General features: G+C 68.7%; 16 protein-coding genes and 1 pseudogene. 9 read left to right on the top strand and 8 right to left on the bottom strand.

Annotation, left to right across the window (positions count from 1 at the left end; genetic code table 11):
* Positions 1–9 precede the first annotated feature (9 nt).
* The 5 genes from MYSTI_RS08475 to MYSTI_RS44490 are packed head-to-tail and all read right to left on the bottom strand — an operon-like array spanning position 10 to position 7,033.
* Entirely contained in the window at positions 10–573 is a 564-nt protein-coding gene (locus MYSTI_RS08475) for an anthranilate synthase component II (protein WP_015347310.1), read from the bottom strand.
* A complete protein-coding gene (locus MYSTI_RS08480) occupies positions 570–2,021 on the bottom strand; it encodes an anthranilate synthase component I family protein (protein WP_015347311.1) in 1,452 nt (483 codons plus the stop codon). Before MYSTI_RS08480 ends, MYSTI_RS08475 begins: the two co-directional genes overlap by 4 nt.
* 42 nt (positions 2,022–2,063) lie before the next feature.
* Positions 2,064–5,582 carry an ATP-binding protein gene (locus tag MYSTI_RS08485; RefSeq protein WP_015347312.1) on the bottom strand — a complete coding sequence of 1,173 codons (3,519 nt, stop codon included), beginning with the start codon at positions 5,580–5,582 and terminating at the stop codon, positions 2,064–2,066.
* A 22-nt stretch (positions 5,583–5,604) separates the two neighbouring features.
* Positions 5,605–6,576, bottom strand: a complete 972-nt coding sequence (locus MYSTI_RS08490) for a hypothetical protein (RefSeq protein WP_015347313.1) — start codon at positions 6,574–6,576, stop codon at positions 5,605–5,607.
* Positions 6,563–7,033, bottom strand: coding sequence for an endonuclease domain-containing protein (locus MYSTI_RS44490; RefSeq protein ID WP_233278211.1), 471 nt, complete (start codon positions 7,031–7,033; stop codon positions 6,563–6,565). The genes MYSTI_RS08490 and MYSTI_RS44490 overlap by 14 nt, the downstream gene beginning before the upstream one ends.
* Positions 7,034–7,222: 189 nt before the next feature.
* Between MYSTI_RS44490 and MYSTI_RS44495 the strand changes: the two genes are divergently transcribed.
* The 3 genes from MYSTI_RS44495 (at position 7,223) to MYSTI_RS08505 (ending at position 9,757) form a co-directional block, all read left to right on the top strand.
* The gene (locus MYSTI_RS44495; RefSeq protein ID WP_233278212.1) at positions 7,223–7,687 is read left to right on the top strand and encodes a hypothetical protein; all 465 of its coding nucleotides are present in this window, start codon (positions 7,223–7,225) and stop codon (positions 7,685–7,687) included.
* 529 nt (positions 7,688–8,216) lie between these two features.
* A complete protein-coding gene (locus MYSTI_RS08500) occupies positions 8,217–9,236 on the top strand; it encodes a hypothetical protein (RefSeq protein ID WP_044279334.1) in 1,020 nt (339 codons plus the stop codon).
* Between the two features lie 50 nt (positions 9,237–9,286).
* Positions 9,287–9,757 carry a hypothetical protein gene (locus tag MYSTI_RS08505; RefSeq protein WP_169558614.1) on the top strand — a complete coding sequence of 157 codons (471 nt, stop codon included), beginning with the start codon at positions 9,287–9,289 and terminating at the stop codon, positions 9,755–9,757.
* Between the two features lie 21 nt (positions 9,758–9,778).
* Here MYSTI_RS08505 and MYSTI_RS08510 read toward each other — a convergent pair.
* A pseudogene (locus MYSTI_RS08510) lies at positions 9,779–10,724 on the bottom strand (SDR family oxidoreductase).
* On the bottom strand, positions 10,721–11,542 hold the full coding sequence (locus MYSTI_RS08515) for a lysophospholipid acyltransferase family protein (protein ID WP_015347318.1): 822 nt from the start codon (positions 11,540–11,542) through the stop codon (positions 10,721–10,723). Before MYSTI_RS08515 ends, MYSTI_RS08510 begins: the two are co-directional and overlap by 4 nt.
* Positions 11,543–11,612: 70 nt before the next feature.
* Between MYSTI_RS08515 and MYSTI_RS08520 the strand changes: the two genes are divergently transcribed.
* Genes MYSTI_RS08520 through MYSTI_RS08530 form a run of 3 tightly spaced genes read left to right on the top strand, consistent with a single transcriptional unit; the run spans position 11,613 to position 15,074 of the window.
* The gene (locus MYSTI_RS08520) at positions 11,613–12,563 is read left to right on the top strand and encodes an ABC transporter ATP-binding protein (protein ID WP_015347319.1); all 951 of its coding nucleotides are present in this window, start codon (positions 11,613–11,615) and stop codon (positions 12,561–12,563) included.
* Positions 12,563–13,591: an ABC transporter permease gene (locus tag MYSTI_RS08525; protein WP_015347320.1), complete on the top strand. Its 1,029-nt coding sequence runs from the start codon at positions 12,563–12,565 to the stop codon at positions 13,589–13,591. Before MYSTI_RS08520 ends, MYSTI_RS08525 begins: the two co-directional genes overlap by 1 nt.
* A gap of 10 nt (positions 13,592–13,601) precedes the next feature.
* Complete coding sequence (locus tag MYSTI_RS08530; RefSeq protein ID WP_015347321.1) at positions 13,602–15,074, top strand: class I SAM-dependent methyltransferase; 1,473 nt, start codon at positions 13,602–13,604, stop codon at positions 15,072–15,074.
* 1 nt (position 15,075) lies between these two features.
* Here MYSTI_RS08530 and MYSTI_RS08535 read toward each other — a convergent pair whose 3' ends face one another.
* A complete protein-coding gene (locus MYSTI_RS08535) occupies positions 15,076–16,563 on the bottom strand; it encodes a class I SAM-dependent methyltransferase (RefSeq protein WP_233278214.1) in 1,488 nt (495 codons plus the stop codon).
* Positions 16,564–16,808: 245 nt separating this feature from the next.
* Here MYSTI_RS08535 and MYSTI_RS08540 point away from each other — a divergent pair, with 245 nt between their 5' ends.
* The 3 genes from MYSTI_RS08540 to MYSTI_RS08550 are packed head-to-tail and all read left to right on the top strand — an operon-like array spanning position 16,809 to position 20,915.
* A complete protein-coding gene (locus MYSTI_RS08540; RefSeq protein ID WP_233278215.1) occupies positions 16,809–18,818 on the top strand; it encodes an ABC transporter permease in 2,010 nt (669 codons plus the stop codon).
* A gap of 4 nt (positions 18,819–18,822) precedes the next feature.
* The gene (locus MYSTI_RS08545) at positions 18,823–20,136 is read left to right on the top strand and encodes an ABC transporter permease (RefSeq protein WP_015347324.1); all 1,314 of its coding nucleotides are present in this window, start codon (positions 18,823–18,825) and stop codon (positions 20,134–20,136) included.
* Positions 20,136–20,915 carry an outer membrane lipoprotein-sorting protein gene (locus MYSTI_RS08550; RefSeq protein WP_015347325.1) on the top strand — a complete coding sequence of 260 codons (780 nt, stop codon included), beginning with the start codon at positions 20,136–20,138 and terminating at the stop codon, positions 20,913–20,915. The genes MYSTI_RS08545 and MYSTI_RS08550 overlap by 1 nt, the downstream gene beginning before the upstream one ends.
* Positions 20,916–20,926 lie beyond the last annotated feature (11 nt).

A 20,926-nucleotide genomic window follows, 5' to 3' on the forward strand; every position in this document is an offset into this window, starting at 1 on the left:
GAGGCACCTTCAAGTCGCGAGGAAGTTGGCGAGGAGCCGAGGGCCGTGGATGGTGAGGAAGGACTCGGGATGGAACTGCACGCCCTCCAGTCCCGGCAGCTCCCGATGGCGCATGCCCATGATGAGCCCCTCATGCCATGCCGTCACTTCCAGGCAGTCCGGAAGGCTCTCACGGTCCACGACCAGCGAGTGATAGCGCGCGGCGGTGAACGGGTCTGGCAGCGCGCGGAAGACGCCTTGCCCCGAGTGGCGCACGTCCGCTGTCTTTCCATGCACCGGCAGGGGGGCTCGCACGACCTTCGCGCCGAAGACCTGCCCGAGGCACTGGTGTCCCAGACACACCCCGAGCAGCGGCACGCGTCCGCCGAAGGCGCGAATCACCTCCAGCGAGATGCCCGCGTCATCCGGTGTCCCAGGGCCTGGAGAGATGACGATGCGCTCGGGCTTGAGCGCTTCGATGTCCGCTACGGTGAGGGCGTCATTGCGGACCACCTTCATGCGCGCCCCCTGAGCTCCGAGCGCCTGGACGAGGTTGAAGGTGAACGAGTCGAAGTTGTCGATGAGGAGAATCATCGCGCCCCTCTGCTCGCGGAGAGCGCCAGCAGTTGCGAGCGCGCCTTGTTGAGCGTCTCCTTGTATTCCTGCCGTGCCTGCGAGTCGTGGACGATGCCTCCGCCCACCTGCGCGTAGGCCCGGCCGTCCTTCACGAGCAGCGTGCGGATGACGATGTTCAGGTCCAGGTCCCCTGTGAACGACAGGTAGCCGAGGGAGCCCGTGTAGAGCCCGCGCGTCTGGGGCTCCAACTCGGAGATGAGCTGCATGGTGCGAATCTTCGGCACGCCCGTAATCGTCCCGCCGGGGAACAGCGCTCCCACGACGTCGAGGGGCTCGACTCCCGGAGCAAGCTGTCCTGTCACCTCCGACTCGATGTGCAGGACGTGGGCGTACTCGACAATCTCCATCAGCTTAACCACCTCGACGGTGCCGTAGGCACAGACGCGTCCCAGGTCATTGCGCTCCAGGTCGACGAGCATCGCGTGCTCGGCGCGCTCCTTCTCGCTGGTGCGCAATTCTTGGACGAACCGGGCCTCCTCCTCGGCGGTCCCCCTGCGACGCGTCCCCGCGATGGGGCGGGTGATGGCGCGCCCCTGCTCCACCCGGACGAGCCGCTCCGGGGAGGCGCTCACGACCTGGAAGCCATCCCCTTCGAGATAGCTGGCGAAGTGAACGGGGTTCGTGGCGGACAGCGTCTCGTAGAGGGCCAGGGACTCGCCAGGGAAGTCCACCTCCAGCCGCTGCGAGAGATTGACCTGATACGTGTCTCCCGCGCGGATGTACTCACGCACGCGCTCCACCGCGTCCAGGTAGTCCGGCGGGGTGAAGTTGGAGCGCGCTTCGGCGAGGGGCGTGCTCGGGTCTGGCGGCGCGGGAGGCGGCGTGGCGACGGCTTGGCGCACTTGGGCTTCGAGTGCATCCAGTCGTCGCCGCGCATCCGCCCAGTCATCGCCCGTGGCGATGGCGAGCACGTGGCCTTCGAGGTGGTCCACCGCGAGGAAGGTGTCCACGAAGGACAGGGCGATGTCCGGCAGCTTCAGGTCGTCGCGAGGATGACGAGGCAGTGACTCGAAGTAGTGGAGCGCCTCGTAGGCGAAGAAGCCCACGGCGCCGCCGAGGAACAAAGGCAGTCCGGGCTGACTGACACCGCGCCACTTCCTGAGCAGCGCGCGGAGTGTCTCCAGCGGAGTGCCGGGCTGGAGCACGTCATCGACGAAGCACTGGTCGCCCTTGGCGGAGAAGCGCAGGAAGGGCTCGGCGCCCACGAACGAGTAGCGCCCCTCCGCGCTCACGCGCGTGCTCTCCAGCAGGAACCGGTGCTCGGGCGGCAGGGCCCGCAGCAGGTCCACGGGCCGGAGGGCACCAGGCTCCAGCCGTCGATACACGGGGACCTGGTTGAAGCCCTGGGCCACGAGCGCATCGAAGCGCTCGCGGTCCAACGGAGGAGGAAGCGGCCGGGTGCTCATTCCGACGCGCTTCCTAGCAGGAACTCGACCCGCCCGTTCAGCTCATGGCGTGTCCGACCCCGACTGCTTCCGGCTGAGCCGGGCGAGCTCGAGAATCTGGTCCTCGGGGAGCTGCGTCGTCTTGAAGACGGAGCAGTCCGCCTTGAGCTGCTGGACGCGGCCGTCGCTCAGCACGTGGAACTGCCCTGGCTTCTGACCCGGAAGTCGAGCATCGGCGTCGACGCGACTATCGGCGAAGAGCGAGCGGACCCGCTTCAGCGCGTTCTCCTCCTTGATCTTCCCCACGAACCAGGACTGCACGTTTTCGCGGCACTTGTAGTCGAAGTCGCCAGGGCTCTGGGTCGCGAGCATCACACCCACGCCCGCGGAGCGCGCTCGCCTGAGCAGACTCTCCATGGGCTCCTTGGTCGCGGGCTTGCTCGTCGCGGGCAGGTACATGTCCGCCTCGTCGAAGAGGAGCACGGCCTGGAGCTTCGAGGACGGGTGCTGGCTGGCCCAGCGCAGCGTCTCCAAGAGGAGCTGGGACACCCAGAAGAGGATGCGCGAGTTGTCCCCCAGGAACTTGGTGCTGATGATGCTCAGCCGCGTGCGCCCAGGGACTCCGTGCACGCCGCGTCCGAGCAGCTCGTCCAGGTCGAGCCGCTCTCCGCCCGTAGACAGCATCGTGCGCAGGTTGATGCGCAGCACGCTGAGGTCCTGGGCGAGCTTGGCGAAGGTCCTGGTGGGGATGCCGTCCGTGGCCTCCAGGAGCGCCGGGTCCTGCGCGATGATGAACTGCTGGAGCAGCTCCAGCGTGACTTCCTTGCCCAGGGATTGATTCATCAACAAGCGGAGCGCCTGGGCGAGGACGGCCTTCGCGGCCTTGTCGTTGGGACTGGTCCGGTAGTCGAGCATCCCCGCGATGGCATCCGCCGCTTGCTGGATGGACTGGTCGCGGTCCTCGGCGGGCAGGGACTCGAGTCCATGGGGCACGACGGGAATCGCCAGGGGTCTGCCGTCCGAGCGGCCCGGGGTGTAGAGCGCCACGTCCACGCGCTCGCGGAGCAGGCGCCGCCGCTCGCGCAAGGCCGCGTCTTCCAGGGGCTCGGCCCAGGACTCCGCGCGGGCGTAGGTGGCGAGGTCTCCCTTCCTGTCGATGAGGATGACGGGGATGCCACGCAGCAGGAGTTGTTCCAGGATGTTGAGCGCGAGCGTCGTCTTCCCGCTGCCCGTGCCGCCCAGGAAGGCGCTGTGACGCGTCAGGTCCGAGGGCTCCAACGAGATGGGCTGTGAGAGCAGTCCTTCCGAGCTCCCGAGCTTCAGCGCGCCCGTGAGGACCTCGGAGGGAATCGGAGTCCCCGACGCGGGCGTGCTGCGAGGCCGGGGCTTGAGCCCCCCAGGGACGGCCGCTGGCGGGGGGACACGAGGCTCTTGTTCCGGCAGGAGCTGGCCCGCCGGTTCGAGGTGGAACGGCCCGAGGTCCGCATCGTTGTTCGCCAGGCCCGCGTTCGGTGCGGGAGTGTCGGCGCGGGCGACTCGGAGCGGCACGGGCGTGGGCGCGACCGGGGGCACAGGTGTTGGTGCCACCAGGGAACCCGGCTCGCGCGGTGGGACGGGCAAGGCTCGGCCGAAGGGCGTCGTGGCGGCGTCATTGAACATCTGCGTCTGCCCTCCTGCCGTGAGGCCATTCCGAGGCGAGGCTCGAGGTTGGAAGCCAGTCGCTTCCACGGGCCTCGGAGGTTGAGGCTTGGGGCTCGAGGTCCCCGCGGCAGCCGGGCGCCCGAGTCGCTCCAGGCCGAGGATGTCCCCCATGGACTTGAGTCGGGTGATGGGGCGGGCCGAGCGGCTCCACGCGGCGAAGGAGGGCTGCCCGACATGCAGCGCGCGGAAGTCGCGCATGGCGACCAGGTCCCTCAGCTCGCTGTCTCCGAGGACGACCCTGCGCCCGCCCTGCCGGACGAGCTTGCCCAACTGGTCCGAGACGATGGTCCCTGTGGAGGATGGAAAGTCGGAGGTCCGGATGAGGACGGGTGTGCTGCCCGCGGCGGCCTTGAGCGCATCGGCCATCTGTCGGCCGAGACCTCCGCCCTTCGAGCTGCGGTCACAGAGCGCGAGGACGAACTTGTTGCCGGACGGGTGCTCTCCGATGTCGAGCAGGTCGTTTCCATTGCGAGGCTTCACCGTGAATCGCGGCGAGCCGCCGAGCTCCTCGCTGCTCATCTCGACCGCCCAGGCGACCAGGGCGGAGATGTCGGAGGCGTCCTCGGGGAGCTTCTCCTTGTAGGCGGCGCGGAAGTCGGTCCAGGCCTGCTCGAGGTCGATTCCCGCGCCAGGAGGCTGCGTCCCGACGGCTGGGCCTCGGGTGGGGTGGGGGAGCGGGAAGGTGTCGGGCAGGAGTTGCTGCTCGATGGCGCGCTCGCGGTAGCGGCGGCACTCGTTGAGGACGTCGCGGGCGCGCTGTCCGCCCAGGGCATCGAAGCCCTTGGCGGGGATGGGATAGGTCGGGTCGGTGGGGTCGAAGGCCACGTCGCGCTGTTCATAGAGGTAGCGCAGGCGACGGGCGGCGATGTCTCGCGCGGTGTCCGCGGTGACGGTGCGCTCCAGCATCACGGGCTCTGGGTCGTTCTCGATGCGGTCGACCATGGAGCGCGTGAGCAGGGGCCGCATCTTCTCCCAGTAGTCGGACAGGCAGCACACGACGACCACGGCACGAGGCACCTTGCCCGCGATGGCGGCCAGCGTGGCGATGGCTCGGCGGAACGAGCTCTCCATCTGCGGACGCTGCTCGAAGTCGCTGATGTCCTCGACCTGGTCCACGCACAGCACCAGCGCGTGGTCCAGCGCACCCATGAGGCGGCCGAGCTGCTCCACCATGCGTGCGGCGCTGTCATCCGAGGTGCGGGGGACGAGCTCGCCGATGACCTTCCGGTCCTCGGGGGCGATGTCCTCGCAGCGCAGCCAGTTGAAGAGGCGGCGGTTGATGCGCGGGTCTCTGCGCTGGAAGTAGATGAGCGCGCGGAGCAGGTCCACCTCGACATTGCGGAAGCGAGGGTCCGCGAGGAGCTCGTCCGCGACGGCTCGGACGGTGCCGTGCAGCTCGTCGTCCTCCAGGATTTTCTGCTCGTGCTCGATGAGCGGCGCGAAGAGGCTGGTGCACTGGGCCATCAGCAGGTTGGACAGGTGCATCAGCCCGCTGTCGTCGCCCTGGGCCACGTCGTACGGGTGGTCCAGCGAGTCGATGAGGTTGGAGAGGAGATAGCGGTCGTAGTGCGTCGCATCGACTGTCATCGGCATGTAGCCGGTGAAGCCGCACTGCTGCCCGTGGGCGAGGTTGCGGAAGGCTCGCACGAGGTGCGTCTTGCCGCAGCCGGACTCGCCCAGGAGGAGCAGCAGCTTTCCTGTGTCGGGCGGCGGGGACGTGGTGGCGCGGCCCAGCAGGCGCGTGAAGGCGCGGCGGGCGGGGGCGCTGAGGGTCTCCACGTCGAACGGGTCCGGTTGCCAGAGGTACTGGCCCTGCTGGACGCCGCTGAAGACTTCACCACCGTCGGAGAGGAAGACCTCGAGTCGAGGGTCGCTGGACATGCACGCTCCTGAAGAGGGCGAATCAGATGACGACGAAGTGGAAGCTGGCGCCGAGTGAGCGCACCTCGGACTCGGCGACGTCCGTGGGGTTCATGGCGGAGACGAGGTCGGCGCGAGTCAGGGAGAGCTTCTGGGTGCGGTTGGCTTCGAGGAGCGCGGCGTCGAAGGCTTCTCGGCTGCTCCACTCGGGCTGGAGGGCCTTCCAGACGTGGGAGATGAACACCTTGTCGCGGCCGAAGCGCCCGGTGGGGAGGGCTCGGGCCACGGAGAGGACGCGCTCGGCGAAGTCCACGGTGGGCGGAGGCGCGAGGTCTCGCGCGGGGGCAGGGGCCGCGGTGAAGGCCCAGTCACGCAGGAGCGTCTGTCGCAGGGCCTCCGCGTCCGTGCGCGAGGCCCCCGCCGCGCGTGCCGCGAGCTGTTCAACGGCCTTGCGCGGGTCCTTCACCTCGGACTCGAGCAACTGGCCGAGGAGGTGTGCCTGGACGGCGCGGAGCGAGAAGGGCTTCTGTGAGTCGACGCCGAGCTGCTTCCAGAGGAGCCGGTCTCGAAGTTGGGAGAGTGAGGGCGCCCCTTCGGCGACGGCGGGGTACTCCCGCGCGAGCACGGCGGCGCGCATGCCGTCTGCGTCGGAGAGGCGCTGGGCCACGGGCTTCGACAGCGGGAGGTCGAGACAGTGGGCGAGGAGGTAGGTGGCCTTGAGCTTCTTCCAGGTGAGACCCTTGGGGAGTTGCTCGACGCGGAGGAACTGGAGGACGCGCGAGGCTCCCGGGGGAGTGAGCTCCAGGGTAGCCTTGCCTTGGAGCTTCACGAGGCCTTCGCTCAACAGGGCCTCCAGCTCGGAGTCGAGGCGGGACTTCCACTCGGCGCGGCTGAGGCGGTGTTCGACGAAGGCGCGAAGGGTCTTCTCCAGGTCGGAGCGGGTGCCTCGGCGTTGGGGGCGAGGGGCGAGCCAGGTGAGGATGAGTCCCGCCAATCGATTGTCAGGAGTGTCCATGTGATGTCCTTTGCGCGGAGGCTTCTGCTCGCCGGGCGGCGATGAGCGATTCGAGGGTCTTCAGGATTTCTTCGTACCGAGGCACGACGTCCTCTTCGAGGTAGCGGACCACCCAGTAGCCCGCGCGTTGGAGGGCGAGGTCCTTGCGTCTGTCGCGGCGGAAGCGTTCGGGTTCGAGGAAGTGGTGGTAGCCGTCGATTTCGAGGGCGATGCGGAGCTCGCGACTGAGGAAGTCGACTTCCAGGGGGCGGCCGCCGTCGTGGAGGTCGACGGTGGCATTGAGGGTGAAGAGGCCCCGAGTGGCGGGGTGGTTCTGGAGGACCTTGTCGTAGAGGAAGCGCTCCGCCTTGCTGCGAGCGCGGGCCTCGTCCTTCTGGCGGCCGGCGGGCGTGCGCGGCTTCGCGCGGGATTTCACGCGCCCAGGCGTGGGCAGCTCGATGAGTCCCTCGCGCAGCATGGCGAGCGCATGGGAGTCCTTGATGCCCAGCGCTTCGGACAGGGACTCGGGAGAGAGCAGGCAGGCGATGTGGAGCGAAGGGGCGGCGGTGCAGAGGGCCGTAGCCGCGTGCAGGCTACGCGGGTCGGAAGGGATGACGCGGAGCTGGAGGGCGGGAGCGCGACCCGCGGGAATGAGCGGGAGGAGCGCATGGAGGCCCTGGGCAGGATTGTGAGCGATGTGCTCGAGGAATCCAGTGGGGAGGGTCGCTGGGGGAGGCGGGTGCTCGAGGAGCTGGCGGCACAATGCCCAGGCGGTGGGCTCGGAGCGAGGGGGCTCGAGTCGCTCGAAGAGGACGCGGCGCTCATGGAGCGTCTTTCCCTCGAAGTGAAGTTCGCGCGGGGAGAAGGCGCGCTGGGAGAGGATGACGAAGGCTTCCGCGTCACGGGGCAGGTTGCGTTCGTGTGCGAGCAGGGTGGCCCAGGCCGTGACTGCGGAGGAGGGGTCACAGCTGTTGGAAGAAGCGGCCTTCAGGCCGCTGCGATGAAGCCATTCATCCCAGAGGAGGAGTGCCTGTGTCTGGGGGCCGACGAGGACACTGAGGGTAGGGATTCTCTCCGCGCGTCGGCGAGCGTGCCGGTCCAGCGAGTCGAGGAGCACGGTATCCGCCTGTGACAGCAAGCCATACCCCCGCGCGCCCACGAGAGGGACGCGCCACGTGGGAGATCCTGTTCCGTGCGTCTCAATCCTGGCAAGCGAAAGAGGTTGCCTTTCATTCAATGGCGCACAACCCATGGAGATGGGGTCGGACACGACATCATGGATGGTCATGTCACGACGACGGCGCTTGAAACCAGGCGAGTGCCCAGGCGCGGCTGCGATTTCCCATCTCATGAATCCTTCAATCCCGCGGAGCAGGATGTTCCACTGTGAGGAAGGCTTCACGACAGGTGATGTTGCCTGCGTCTATCGACACCGGCCTGCTCGTGGAGGTGCTGGGCTGCAGCGCCCGGCGGTGCACGGGTACAGGTCATCCGGGTGTGATATCCCTGTGGGACTTCTCGAGCGGAGTCCATCGATGGCGCAATGTCTGAACCCTCGCTGCCCTGGGAAAAAACCGAATCTCAACTCGCCCCCTCGCGAGGCCATCGCAGGGAGGTGCGGGTACTGCGGGCACCGCCTTGACAGGATCCCTGCGCCCATCATGCCGACGCGCAGGGTGGACCCGCCCAGTGATTCCTTCGAGGCCGCCTTCCGCGCCTATCAGCGAGCCAACCCCAACATGCGGACGCCCATCGGACGGCGGATTGGCTCCCTGGACGTCTATCCGCTGATTCTGAAGGAGCTGAAGAAAGCCTTCGAGGCCGCGAAGCGCGACTTCATCCTCTATGGCAGCGCTGCTTTGTGGCTGGAGGGGTGCCCGCGTCCGGACCTCAGTCCCAGGCAGACCATCAAAGACCTCGACATGGGGACGTTCGCGGCCGACGCCAAGGAGACGGAGCAGGCCATCCTCAAGCTGGTTCGGGGGACCATCGCCGGCTCTGTGATTGACTGGGGCAACGTCAACCACGTCTTTACGTCCAACCAAGGCACCATGGAGTTCGTGGCCGCAGACGAAGGCGTGCAGTTCTCCTTCAGTCTCCAGAACCTCGAGGGCTGGTCGGCCCTCTCCAAGATATCCAAGCCCCGCCGCTTGCCGGGGACCCAGGTGAGAATCCTGGCCACTGGCCTCGAGTACATCGCCTCGGGCCTCGGTGGCGAGGGAGGCATGTTCGACCGGACCCTGTTTCGGAGCGACAAGACGCTCAAGATCCTCACCTACGCCTGCCTGTGTCTGGGTTATGAGGCGCTGAAGTCGCGAAACATCGTGCAGGAGTTCGTGAAGCGCTTCGCTGAAGCGGATGCGAACGAAATGAAGAAGCAGCTCAGCAACATCAGTGTCGACCGGCACAGCAAGAAGGCAACGGAGTTCCACGGGCAGACCAAACCACTCGTGGACAAGCTGGATTCGCTCAAGACGTTCCGGGCTCCGCTGACATTGTCCGACTCACAGCGGAAGGTGGAGACGGAGCTGGCCGAGTCCCTGGACTCCATCGTCAAGGCGCGACTGAGCCGGGATGAGCGCATGGCGCGCATCGAAGAGAATGTGAAGAAGAAGGTCGACACGCTCAAGAAGACAAAGCCCGAGAAATGGGAACCCAGCAAGGTGAGCTCCAGAGTCTGAACAAAGATGCGGGAAAGGAGGTGCAGGAGGAGAGCGACGAAAAGTCATACATGCTCATCAATGAGCTGTTGCTCGAAGACGCCCTCCGCATCTGGAAAGGAGAGGTGGGGACGGGCATCCTCATCTTCCTGTTGGACCAACTGGCCGTCGTGCACACCATCATCACGGGGTGTTCGTGGATTGAAGAAGAGCACCGTGCCCGGCTCATGGAGGGATACATGCAACTTCATTGGTTCATGCTGGTGGAGGTCGACCAGCGCGTGGAGCGCCCTCCGAGAGCGGTCACCCTCCCAGTCCCGCAGGTCGGCGAGCGAGTCCGAGTCGGCTACCATCTCAACTACGATGTGGTCGGCCGTGTCACGGCCGTCACGGGTAATGCCAATGCCCGCATCGTGAGGATTCGGGTCGAGGAGTGCTACGAGCCTGGGACCGCGACAAAGTTCCGCAGCGACCACACGGCCATCGTGCTCAACGAGGAGATGAGCTGGCAGGTCACTGCGAACCTGTTCAAGCCGCTCTGACGGAGCCCATTCCCTCCGTTCCTAGAGCACCCCACTCGAGACAGGAACCGGCGCCGCCTCGCGGTAGATGCGCAGTGTGTCCGCGACGCTGTGCTTGTATTCGAACCCCGTCGCCTCCAGGAACCGGCGGTTGTCCACGACGATGGGATAGCGCAGGTGGTCCAGCGCCCCCGTCGACAACTTGGGCAGCCCCGCCCTTCCCATCAGGAATGACAACACAGGCGCCGGCAACGGCACCACCGTGCGGCCCGTCTCCCTCACGATGACAGACAACGGAATCGGCGGCGGCCCCGCCACGTTGAAGATCGCCGCGCAACTGCTTCTCCAACGCCAGATGCAGCGCCGACACCACGTCCGCCTCCTGCAACACGTGGAACAGCGGGTCATACCCCAACACCAACGGCACCCGCCGACCCTTCAGGAACGTCGCCAACGTCCCCGTTCCCGGCTCCCCCAACGTGTACGGCAACCGCAACACCGCCGTCGTCACCGCCGGCAACCGCCACAACGCCGTCGCCGCATACAGGTCCGACGCCACCAGGTCCGCCAGCTCCGGAATGGCCTCCAAGGCCCGCGGGGGCTCGTCCTCGGAGTGGTACAGCGGCGAGTCCGGCGCCGCCCCGTAGAACGTGTGCCGACCCACGAACAACAGCTGCTTCACCCCGTGCGTCGCGCAGTGGTCGAACACCGCCTTCGTCCCGTCCAGGTTGATGCGCCCGCGCTCCGCACCCGGAACCGTGAACGCCGTCACCGTGGCCATGTGGACCACCGCCTCCGGTCGCCACCGACGGAACACGTCCTCCGCCGCGCGCTTGCGCACGTCGCCTCGGAAGACCTCGATGCCCTCCTCGCGCGCCGTCTCCCACGGACGCACGTCCACGCCCGCCACCTCGTGGCCCGCATGCTTCAACCGCAGCGCCAGCTTGCGCGCGATTCCTCCGGAGATACCCGGGATGAGCACCCTCATGGCAAGAGCTTCCTCGACAGCCCGCGGTGCTGACGCTCCGCCCGGCCGCGCTCGATGAGACCCGCGATGCGTTCCTTCACCTTCGCCACATACCCCTCGATGACGTGGTCCTCTTCGTCTCCCGTCCCATGGAAGACGAGCGGCTCGCCATAGTGAATCTCCAGCTGCACCGGCAGCGGCACCGGCAACAGGTAGGGCGTCAGCGGCACGTACGGAACCCCCAGCAGCTTGCCCAGCGCATACGCGTTGAACACCGTGGGAATCGCCGACCCGCCCCCCAGGAACGCGAACGGGATGATGGGCGAGCGCGTCTGCAACGCCAGCCGGATGAACCCCGTGCCGAAGTCCACCAGCGAGTACCGGTCCGGGAACAGCTTCGCCGTCCCGCGCGCCCCCTCCGGGAAGATCATCAACAGCCGGTCGTCCTCCAGGAGCCGCTTCGCGTGCTCGGGCAGCCCCGTGAACTGTCCCGTGCGGCTGGCCCACAGCGAGGACACCGGGAACTTGTGGAGGAATCGCTCCACCATCCCTTGCGCCAGGCGCGGCGGGTCCATCTCCAGCATCGTGGAGGTCAGCACCATGGCGCCGTCCACCGCCACGCCGCCGGAGTGGTTGCCCACCAGCATCCCTCGGCCCTTCTCGGGGATGTGCTGGATGCCGTGGCACTTCACCCGGAAGTAGTACCGGTAGATGAGCGCGAAGACCCGCAGCGCATCCCTCACGTGCTTCCGGGAGATTCCGTAAGGGTCTACGCCATACTCGTTGAACGGCAACGCCAGCCGGTCAACCCGCGCATCCAATCCATCGCTCAGGGCCACGGCGACGGACCGTAGCACCCTCCCGCCGCTTTCCGCGAAGGACGTTGGGCCCCATACTGCGGCGGCTCCCATGACTCCCCCTGAAGACCTCGCCATCGAGGTGAAGAACCTGGTCAAGCGCTTCGGCGACGTCGTGGCCGTGGACGGCATCGACCTGGACATCCGCCGCGGCGAATGCATGGGCCTGTTGGGCCCCAACGGCGCCGGCAAGACGACCACCGTCGAAATCCTCGAGGGCCTGCAAGAGCCCACCTCCGGCCAGGTGCGCATCCTCGGCCTGGACTGGAAGAAGAACGCCGTGGAGCTGCGCCGTCGCATGGGCCTGACGCTCCAGGAGACCCGGCTGGTGGACCAGCTCACCGTCGAGGAGACGGTGCGCCTGTTCGCCTCGTTCTATCCGCGCGCCCTTCCCGTCGAGGAGCTCATCGGCCTGGTGCAGCTTGGCGAGAAGCGTCATGCCCGCGTGGGGAAGCTGTCCGGCGGTCAGCGTCAACGGCTGGCCCTGGCGCTGGCCCTGGCGGGAGACCCCGACCTGCTGTTCCTCGACGAGCCGACCACGGGCCTGGACCCGCAGTCGCGCCGCGCGCTCTGGGACGTGGTGGCCGAGCTCAAGTCCCGCGGGCGCACCGTGGTGCTGACCACCCACTACATGGACGAGGCCGAGGTGCTCTGCGACCGGCTGGTCATCATCGACCGGGGGCGCGTCATCGCGCGGGGCACGCCGCCGGAAATCGTCGCCACGCTGGGCGCCGAGCAGGTCATCGAGCTGGTGGCGGAGCCCGCCCTGGACCTGGAGCGGCTCCGCCCGCTGCCCGCGGTGGTGTCCGCGCAGCGCCACGCGGACCGCATCTCCTTGCGCGTGAAGGAGCTGCACGTGGCGCTCCCCGCCGTGCTGCGAGAAGTGGAGGGGGTGGGCGTCCAGCTCCGGCACCTGTCGACGCACCGGCCCACGCTGGATGATGTCTTCCTGGGGCTGACGGGACGCTCGCTGCGCGAGGGGCTTGGGGAGGAGGCCGCGTGATGGGCTCTCTGGGACAGCTGATTCTGATGCGCCTGCGGGTGATGTACCGCCAGCCCGAGGTGATTGGGTGGACGTTCATCTTCCCCGTCATCACCACGTTGGTGCTGGGGCTCGCCTTCCGCAATGAGTCCCTGGCGCCGGTGCGAGTCGCCGTCGCGGACGGCCCGGGGGCCTCCGCGCTGCTGGCGCGGCTCAAGGACGTGCCGGAGCTGGAGACGCAGGCCGCGCCGAAGGAGGAGGCGAAGCGGCTGCTGGCCCGAGGTCGGGTGGCCCTGGTGCTCGTGCCGGGGACTCCGGCGCCCGAGGCCCTGGTGGACCCGAGCCAACCCGAAGGCCGCACGGCGCGGTTGCTCGTCTCCCAGGTGCTGGCGACCGAGTCCGGCGCGCCTCGCATCGAGGCGGTGAAGGCGACCCCCGTGGAGGAGCCGGGCAACCGCTACGTCGACTTCCTCATCCCGGGGCTCCTGGGCATGTCGTTGATGTCCACCAGCCTGTGGGCGCTGGCCATGCCGCTGGTGTCGATGCGCGGCGGGAAGCTGCTCAAGCGGCTGGCGGGGACACCCATGCCTCGCGCCCAGTTCTTCGTGTCGTTCATGCTCGCGCGCACGGCGTTCGCGGTGCTGGAGATTGCCTTCTACTGCGCGTTCGCGCGGTGGATGTTCGGCGTGCCCATGTTCGGCAGCTACCTGGGGCTGCTGGCCGTGGGGTTGCTCGGGTCGATGAGCTTCGCGTCCCTGGCGCTGCTCGTGGCCAGCCGGGTGCGCACCGACGAGGCCGTGGGCGGCCTCATCAACCTGGTCTCCATGCCGATGATGTTCGTGTCCGGCGTCTTCTTCGCGTCGCAGAACTTCCCCACGTGGATGCAGCCCTTCATCCAGGTGTTGCCGTTGACCGCGCTCAATGACTCGCTGCGCGCCATCATGTTGGAGGGCACGTCCGTGTGGGCGCTCGGTGCGCCCATGGCGGTGCTCGCGGGCTGGGCGCTCCTGCCCGTGCTCGGCGCGCTTCGTTGGTTCCGCTGGATGTGAGAAAGGCTCCATGTCCCAGGCTCCCTCGACCTCCTTCGTCCAGCACCTCAACTTCCTCGCGAGGGATGCGAGCAACGAGTCCGCCGCGCTCCAGGCCGCGGTCTCGCTGGGGCTCCTGAACCAGCTGGGCACGACCCCGGTGCCGCTGACGGAGCTGGCGCGGAGGCTCGCCGCCAACGTGCGAGGCGTCCGCTCGGTCATCGAGCCCCTGGTCGCGCTCGGCTTCGTGACGCTGGAGGTGGGACGCGGCTATGCGCTCCCGGAGTCCACCGCGGCCTTCCTGGCCGATGCGTCCTTCATGTCGAGGCTGAAGGCGAACCACGACGGGTGGCACGCGGTGGCGTTGCTTCCCCAGGCCGTGCGGACTGGCGCGGACGTGGAGGGGCGGGACGTGCTCGGGTGGTATCGCGCGCTGTTCCTCGAGCCCCAGGAGGCCGCGCCCAACACGCGCGCGGAGGACTTCTTCGACCGCGCGGCGCGCAACTTCGCGCGCACGCAAGCCCTGGTGACGGCGGCGGAGCTGGGCTTGCTCGAGCGGTGGGTGAAGGGGGTGGGTTCTCTCGAGGCGCTGGCGGAGGCGTCGGGTGTGCCAGCGCGGTCGCTCGAGGTGCTGGTGAAGGTGCTCGGGACGATGGGCATCGCCCGCGAGGCGGATGGCGCGTGGGCCTTCACGGAGGACGCTGCGAGGATGCTGGATGCGAACAGCCTCCCGTACTTCCAGCGCGCGCTGCCCGCCACCATGGCCTACTGGGAAGCGCTGGGGCACCTGGACGAAGCCGTGCGCGAGCAGCGCTTCCGGCTGGACTTGAGAGACCCTCAGACGGCGCGCCGCATCTACCAGGAGAACGCCTCCCGCATCTCGGGCATCTTCGCGTCCCACCTGCGCCTGAGCCGCAAGGCGGCGGAGCTGGTGCGCGGCATGCGCTCGCTCGCGGGCGCGCGGGTGCTGGACGTGGGGACGGGCTCGGGCGTGTGGGGCGCGGCCTTCGGGTTGGTGGACCCCTCCACGCACGTCACCTTCCTGGACTCGCCGCATGTGCTGGATGCCGTGCGTCCTCACCTGGCGAAGCTGAAGCTGGAGGCGCGCTCGCGGCTGTGGGAGGGCGACTGCCTCTCGGTGGACTACGGCGAGGCGGCGTACGACGTCATCCTGCTGCCGCAGATCATCCCCGCGCTGCCCTCCGAGTCCCTGCCCGGGTTCTTCGCGAAGCTGGCCCGCGCGCTGCGCCCCGGTGGCGTGTTGCTCATCTCGGGGTATCTCCTGACGGACCGCCGCGACGGGCCGCTCGACGCGCTCTACTTCGCGCTGCGGCGGTACGTGTCGAATGAAGGCGACGTGCTCTCGCTGCCGGAGTTCCGCGCGCTGCTGGACCCCGTGGGGCTCACCTCCGCGCGGGGCTTCGACATGCCCATCCAGCAGGTCGTCGTCGCCCACCGCGGCGAGCATCCCTGGCCCGCCGAGGCGACGCAGGCTCCTTCCTGAATCAGGCCGCGAGCCGGCTGGGGAGCGGCACGCCCGAGCGCGTCGCGAGAATCAGCTCCTGCGTCGGGAGCGGGAGGCAGACCGACGCCGTCAGCCCCACGTCCTTCAGGAGGTGGGCGTACTCGGAGGCGGACAGCAGGTCGCCCTCGTTGGTCATGAAGCGCCGCAGGCCGAAGTAGAGGTGCTCCAGGGGCCCGTCGCGGCGCTCGTTCAGCACGTACTCCGCGATGAGCAACACGCCGTCGGGCTTCAACGCGCGGGAGACCCGGGCGAAGAGTCCGGGCAGGCTCTCCGGCCTCAGCACGTTGAGCACCTGGGGCAGCACGATGACGTCGAACGCCTGCTCGCCGAAGTCGTGCGTGAGCAGGTCTCCGGGCCAGAAGCGCGCGCGCTCGGCGACCTTGAGGCGCTCCAGGTTGGTGCGTACCTGCTCCAGGACGACGTCCTGGTCGAAGTAGGTGACCTGGGTCGTCGGCGTGGCCCGCGCGAACGCCGCGCCCCACACCCCCGAGCCCGTGCCGATGTCCAACACCTGGGCGCGCTCCAGGGGGCGGACCTGCGCGAGCGTCTCGACGGCCTTGCGACCGAGCTGGAAGTGCGTGGCGAACACCGCGGTGATCTGCTGCGAGTTGTCCGCGTAGAAGCGCCGGCTCGTCTCCGGGTCCTTCAGGTCCAGGATGAAGTGCTCCGTGCGCACCGTCTCATCCAGCCGCCCCAGGGCCTCCCAGTAGCGCGACGACACGGAGAGCGCGCGGACCAGGTAGGCCAGCGCCTTGCCCTCCAGCAGGGGGCGCGCGTCCGCCGTGAGGTCCCAGACACCGGCCTCTTCGCGCACGAGCCCCAGCGTCGCCATCACCTCCAGCACCACACGCAGGCCCTCCACGCTCAGCTTCGTGGTCTCGCCAAGCCGCGTCAGGGATTGGGGGCCGGAGGCGAGCGCGTCCAGGACACCCAGCCGTCCGACGGTGATGAGCAACTGCGTGCGTGCGGCGCCTCGCGCGAAGCGGTCGAAGAAGTCCTCGGCCTCGGCCGAAGTGGAGACCTTGGTCGGGTCGAGGAACAACTCCCGGTAGTGCCCGAGGACGTCCCACGAGTCCGCGTCCTCCACCACGGGGCCTCCCTGTTGGAGCGCCTCGTCGAGCCGCCCCATCGGGTGCCACCAGGGGCGCTCCGCCTGGAGCCTCGCGTGGAATCCCGCGTCATCCAGGAGCGCGGCGATGGACGAGGACAGCGTGTAGCCCCGCGCGTCATCCATGCGCACCAGGCCCATGCAGAGCAGCAATTCCAGGAGCGCGCGGGTGCCGCGAACGGACGCACCGAGCTGGTGTGCGAGCGCCTCCACGGAGAGGGGCGCCGACGTGGGCTCTCTCGGGAGGGCCTGGAAGAGGCCGAGGCTCAGCGAGGCCCGGAGCAGCGCGGACTCGTTGGACGCATTGCGCGCCCAGATGTGGAGAGACTGCGCGAGGGAGGGGCTCGACGAGGTCGGCAAGGGGACTCTCCGGAGAGAGGGCAGCTTCATCCGCGAGGCGCTGTCACGCAACCCCGGGTGAGAAGCCTTGCCCTTCCCCAGGGGGCTTCTCTATCGTTCCCTCACCTTGATGCATGTCGAGCGCGCCCGCGGGTGACTCCCTGTGTCTTCAGGAGCGTCCACCGCAGTGGCTGCCGCGCGAGGAGCCTTCCGTGACATTTGTGTCGTTGGCTTTCCAGAGCGTCCGGGCCCGGCCCCGAAGTTGGGTGGTCGGCCTCCTCGCGGCGGGGAGCGCGACCCTGCTCACCCTGGGGTTCGCCTTCCTGGCGGGAGTCGAGGAGGGGACGCGGCACAGCCTCATCGAGAGCGGGACGGGGCACCTGCAGCTGTATCACTCCAAGTCTCGAGGTGTGCCCACGGTGGTGATGGACCACGGCGACGCGCCGGAGCTCCAGCCCCTGCCGGACTTCCCCGCCATCGAGGCGCGCCTGAAGGCCGTGGAGGGCGTGCGCGAGGTCGTCCCCATGGAGGTGGGGTGGAGCTCGGTGTTCCGAGGCAACTACCTGGATGAAAAGCTGGCGGTGGTGCGCGCGGTGGCGCGAGAGCCGGCCTCCGCGTCGCGCGATGCGCGGCTGGAGCGGCTGGCGTCGGAGCTGGAGCAGACGCTGAAGGACGTCGTGCGTGATGACGGCCGCCGGGCTGAGGCCTTCTCGTTCCTGGGGGAGGCGGAGGCGCGCGAGGACCAGCGGGCGCTGGAGGAGGTCGGGACGCCCGAGTTCTGGGCTCGCTTCCGCGCCGCGCCCCTGGAGGTGCTCGAGTACCTGGAGAACCGCGTCGCCCGGCAGGTGGGCGAGGGCGAGTCCACGGGCATGGAGTACCTGGCCTCGGACCTGGAGCAGTTTCCCCGAGCCTTCCCGCGCTTCGAGCTGGTGAGCGGAAGCCTGCCGCCTCCTGGACAGCGGGGCCTGCTGCTGGGGCAGGGGCTCTACGAGCAGTCCTTCAAGATTCCCGTCGCGGCGCTGCTCGACGAGGTCCAGCGCGAGCGGAAGGCGGGGGCCACCTTCGCCCAGGACGAGGCGCTGCGCACGCGGGCGGCGCGCTGCGTGGCGGAGCTGCCGGACCTCCTGGCGAGGCTCGACGCGGAGCGCGCTCGCGCCCTGGTGGTGGCGCTCTCGAAGCTCCTGGGACATGACGGCGCGCTGGACGTGCTGCTGCGCGAGTTCCTCACGCTGACCGACGAGAACTTCGACACGCGCTACGAGCAGTTCCAGCGGGAGCTGGCGCCGCTCTTGCCTTTGTATCGGGTCCGTCCTGGGGACACGTTGGTGGTGATGGGCACGGAGGGCGCGTTCGGCCGCATCAACGTGCCGGTGAAGGTGTGGGGTACCTTCCGTTTCCGAGGGCTCGGTGGCGACGCCAGCCGGGTGAACACGCTGGGGTTGATGGACCTGGTGACGGCGAGGTTCCTCGCGGGCCGACGCATCACCTCCGAGTCGGAGGAGGTCCGTCGGGACGTGGAGTCGCTGGGGATGTCCCAGCCGCTGGTGACGGGGGACCTCACGCTCCAGGCCGCGGGCATCGTCGAGGAGGAGGCGGCGCCGGTGCAGCCCACGAGCCCGGAGGTGCCTGTCGCGAAGGCGTCGGAGGCCTGGCCCGAGCACTTCACGGCCGTCGAGCAGCGCGGCGTCAGCGTGCTCCAGGCCGCGCTGGTGTTGGCGCCCGACGCGGAGCCGGAGGCCGTGGCCGCGCGCATCGCCGACATGGCCGCGAAGGAGGGACTCCCGGTGGCCACGGTGGACTGGTCCGTGGCGGGCGGGATGCTGGCGGGCGGCGTCGGCATCGCGCGGGTGGTGCTGTTGGCCATCGCCGCGCTGATGTCGCTCTTCATCGTGCTGGTCTCCGCCTCCACGCTGTTGCTGCTGGCGCGGGAGCGGGTGGGCGAGGTGGGGACGATGCGGGCGCTGGGCATGCAGCGGCGGCAGGTCTTCCAGGTGCTCCTGACCGAGGGGCTGATGCTGGGCGTGGTGGGCGCGGGCATGGGCCTGGCGTTGGGCACGGCGGTGCTGCTGCTGCTCGTGGGGGAGGGCGTGGGGATTCACGACGAATCGCTCCAGTTCTTCATGGGCGGCACCGTGTTGAAGCCGAGGCTGACCGCTGGGAGCGTGGTGGGGATTGGGGTGGGAGTGCTCGCCGTCGTCGTGGCCGCGGCGCTGGTGCCCGCGTGGCGCGGCGGCAAGGTCTCTCCCATCGTGGCCATGTTGAAGAGGGAGGACTGACGCCATGTTCGTCTTGTTCCAGATGGCGTTGCGCAACCTCCGCGCTCACCGGGAGCGGGCGCTGTTGTTGTTCCTGGTGGTGGCGGGAGCCAGCGGCGTGCTGGTGATGTCGATGGCGCTGACGGCGGGTGTCGCCGCCGCGCATCGAGAGGCCACCACCACCTTCCTGAGCGGCGAGGTCAACGTCGGGGGCTACTTCAAGGTCCACCCCGACAGCGTCGCCCCGGTGATGGGGTCCGCGGGGAAGGTGCGCGAGGTCCTCACGCCGCTGGTGCCGGAGGGCTGTCACCTGCGCGAGCGGGGACGGGGCCGCGCCACGGTGGGCGTGGCCCGCAGGCGCTACTCGTCCTTCCTCGTCTCGCTGGACGTGGCGGGCGAGAAGCAGGCGCTGGAGTCCATCCTCATGAAGGAGGGGAGCCTCGGCGCGCTCGCCCGGCCCAGGACCATCGTGCTCTCCACGGCCATGGCCGAGCGCCTGAAGGTGGGCGTGGGCGACATGGCCACGCTCTTCACGGAGTCCATCGGAACGCTGCGTCGCAACGCGCTGGACGTGGAGGTGGTGGCCATCATGCAGGGCGCGGGACTGCTGGGGAGTTCCTCGGGCATCCTCGTCTCGAACACCACCCTGGGGGAGCTGCAGGGCTACCGCGCCGGCGCGGCGGGGGTGCTGCAACTCGAGTGTCTCGCCAGCACCGGTGGAGGACGGGACCTGAACGCGATGGGGGACTCCTGGCGGCAGGCGCTGCGCTCCTCGGGCTTCGAGGTGCTCCCCGCCATGAACAAGGCCTATGGCGACAAGCTCGCCCCGATGCTGCGCGAGGGCTGGCGTGGACAGCGCCTGGACGTCTCCACGTGGGAGGACGAGTCCTGGTTCCTGCGCTTCATCACGGATGGGCTGGGCGCGCTGACGGTGCTGCTGGGCCTCATCATGCTCGCGGTGGTCGTCGTGGGGCTCTTCATGGCGCAGAGTGTCGCCGTGCGGGAGCGGACGCGGGAGATTGGCACCCTGCGCGCCATGGGGTTGCAGCGTCCGCTGGTGGCGGTGCTCTTCATGACCGAGGGCCTGCTGTTGGGCGCCCTGGGCTCGGTGAGCGGCGCCGTGGCGGCGCTGGGCGCGTGTGTGCTGCTGCGCGATGCCATCCCCCTTCCGGGGCCCCTGGCCGACTTCTTCTTCAGTCCCCACCTGCCGCTCGCGGCCAGTGTGGGGAGCGCCGTGGTCGCGGTGGTGCTCGTCACGTTCTGTGCGTCGCTCGCGGTGTTGGTACCCTCGCTCCGAGCTGCCTGGCTGTCCCCTCGTTCCGCCATGGAGTCGCTGTGATGCTCGCATCGACGTTCCGCGTCCTGCCCGTTCTCGCCCTGCTTGTCGCTCCTTTGCTGGCGGGGGCTGAACCCGAGGCGAAGCCGTCCCCGGAGGAGGTCCTTCGTCGCATCGACGACCGCATGTCCTTCCAGAGCGACTACCGGGGGACGGTGCGGCTCCGGGAGCTGCGCAAGGACGGGACGGAGAACCTGATTGAGCTGGAGGTCTACCGGCGCGACACGACCCGGGACCTGCTCATCTACGTCACCAAGCCGCGCCACCTGGCCGGCGGCGGCTACCTGCGCATGGGGCGCAACCTGTGGGAGTACGAGCCCTCGACGGGGCAGTGGCAGCGGACCACCCAGCGGGGGAACATCATCAGCACCGTGTCCTGTGAGGAGGACTTCGACCGCTCCCGGCTCGCGGAGAACTACGACGCGAAGGACGAGGGCGAGGACGTCGTGAAGGGCGTCACCTTCCGGAAGCTCCACCTCACCGCGAAGGAAGGCGCCCAGCCCTCCTACCTCCAGCTTCGCATCTGGGTGGACCCGTCCTTCAACATCGTCAAGCGCGTGGGGTACGCGCCCTCGGGCCGCGTCCTGCGCACGGACATCATCCGCAGCTATCAGTCGGTGAAGGACCCCATCGCGGGCAAGGTCGTCTATCCGTACAAGGAAGTGCTGGAGGTCGAGGAGGCCTCGGGCTCGCAGTTCACCGTGCGCTACGACAACGTGACGCTGCAGCCCTTGAGCCCGAACATGTTCACCAAGACGTGGCTGGAGGGACGCTTCCGCTGACGCGCGGAGCG

It is taken from the genome of Myxococcus stipitatus DSM 14675 (assembly GCF_000331735.1).
GTDB lineage: Bacteria > Myxococcota > Myxococcia > Myxococcales > Myxococcaceae > Myxococcus > Myxococcus stipitatus.

Coding starts and splice junctions, on each gene's coding strand:
- MYSTI_RS08475 (WP_015347310.1), bottom strand. CDS start 573: ATGATTCTCCTCATCGACAACTTCGACTCGTTCACCTTCAACCTCGTC.
- MYSTI_RS08480 (WP_015347311.1), bottom strand. CDS start 2,021: ATGAGCACCCGGCCGCTTCCTCCTCCGTTGGACCGCGAGCGCTTCGAT.
- MYSTI_RS08485 (WP_015347312.1), bottom strand. CDS start 5,582: ATGTCCAGCGACCCTCGACTCGAGGTCTTCCTCTCCGACGGTGGTGAA.
- MYSTI_RS08490 (WP_015347313.1), bottom strand. CDS start 6,576: ATGGACACTCCTGACAATCGATTGGCGGGACTCATCCTCACCTGGCTC.
- MYSTI_RS44490 (WP_233278211.1), bottom strand. CDS start 7,033: ATGCTGCGCGAGGGACTCATCGAGCTGCCCACGCCTGGGCGCGTGAAA.
- MYSTI_RS44495 (WP_233278212.1), top strand. CDS start 7,223: ATGGAGGCCCTGGGCAGGATTGTGAGCGATGTGCTCGAGGAATCCAGT.
- MYSTI_RS08500 (WP_044279334.1), top strand. CDS start 8,217: ATGCCGACGCGCAGGGTGGACCCGCCCAGTGATTCCTTCGAGGCCGCC.
- MYSTI_RS08505 (WP_169558614.1), top strand. CDS start 9,287: ATGCTCATCAATGAGCTGTTGCTCGAAGACGCCCTCCGCATCTGGAAA.
- MYSTI_RS08520 (WP_015347319.1), top strand. CDS start 11,613: ATGACTCCCCCTGAAGACCTCGCCATCGAGGTGAAGAACCTGGTCAAG.
- MYSTI_RS08525 (WP_015347320.1), top strand. CDS start 12,563: ATGGGCTCTCTGGGACAGCTGATTCTGATGCGCCTGCGGGTGATGTAC.
- MYSTI_RS08530 (WP_015347321.1), top strand. CDS start 13,602: ATGTCCCAGGCTCCCTCGACCTCCTTCGTCCAGCACCTCAACTTCCTC.
- MYSTI_RS08545 (WP_015347324.1), top strand. CDS start 18,823: ATGTTCGTCTTGTTCCAGATGGCGTTGCGCAACCTCCGCGCTCACCGG.
- MYSTI_RS08550 (WP_015347325.1), top strand. CDS start 20,136: ATGCTCGCATCGACGTTCCGCGTCCTGCCCGTTCTCGCCCTGCTTGTC.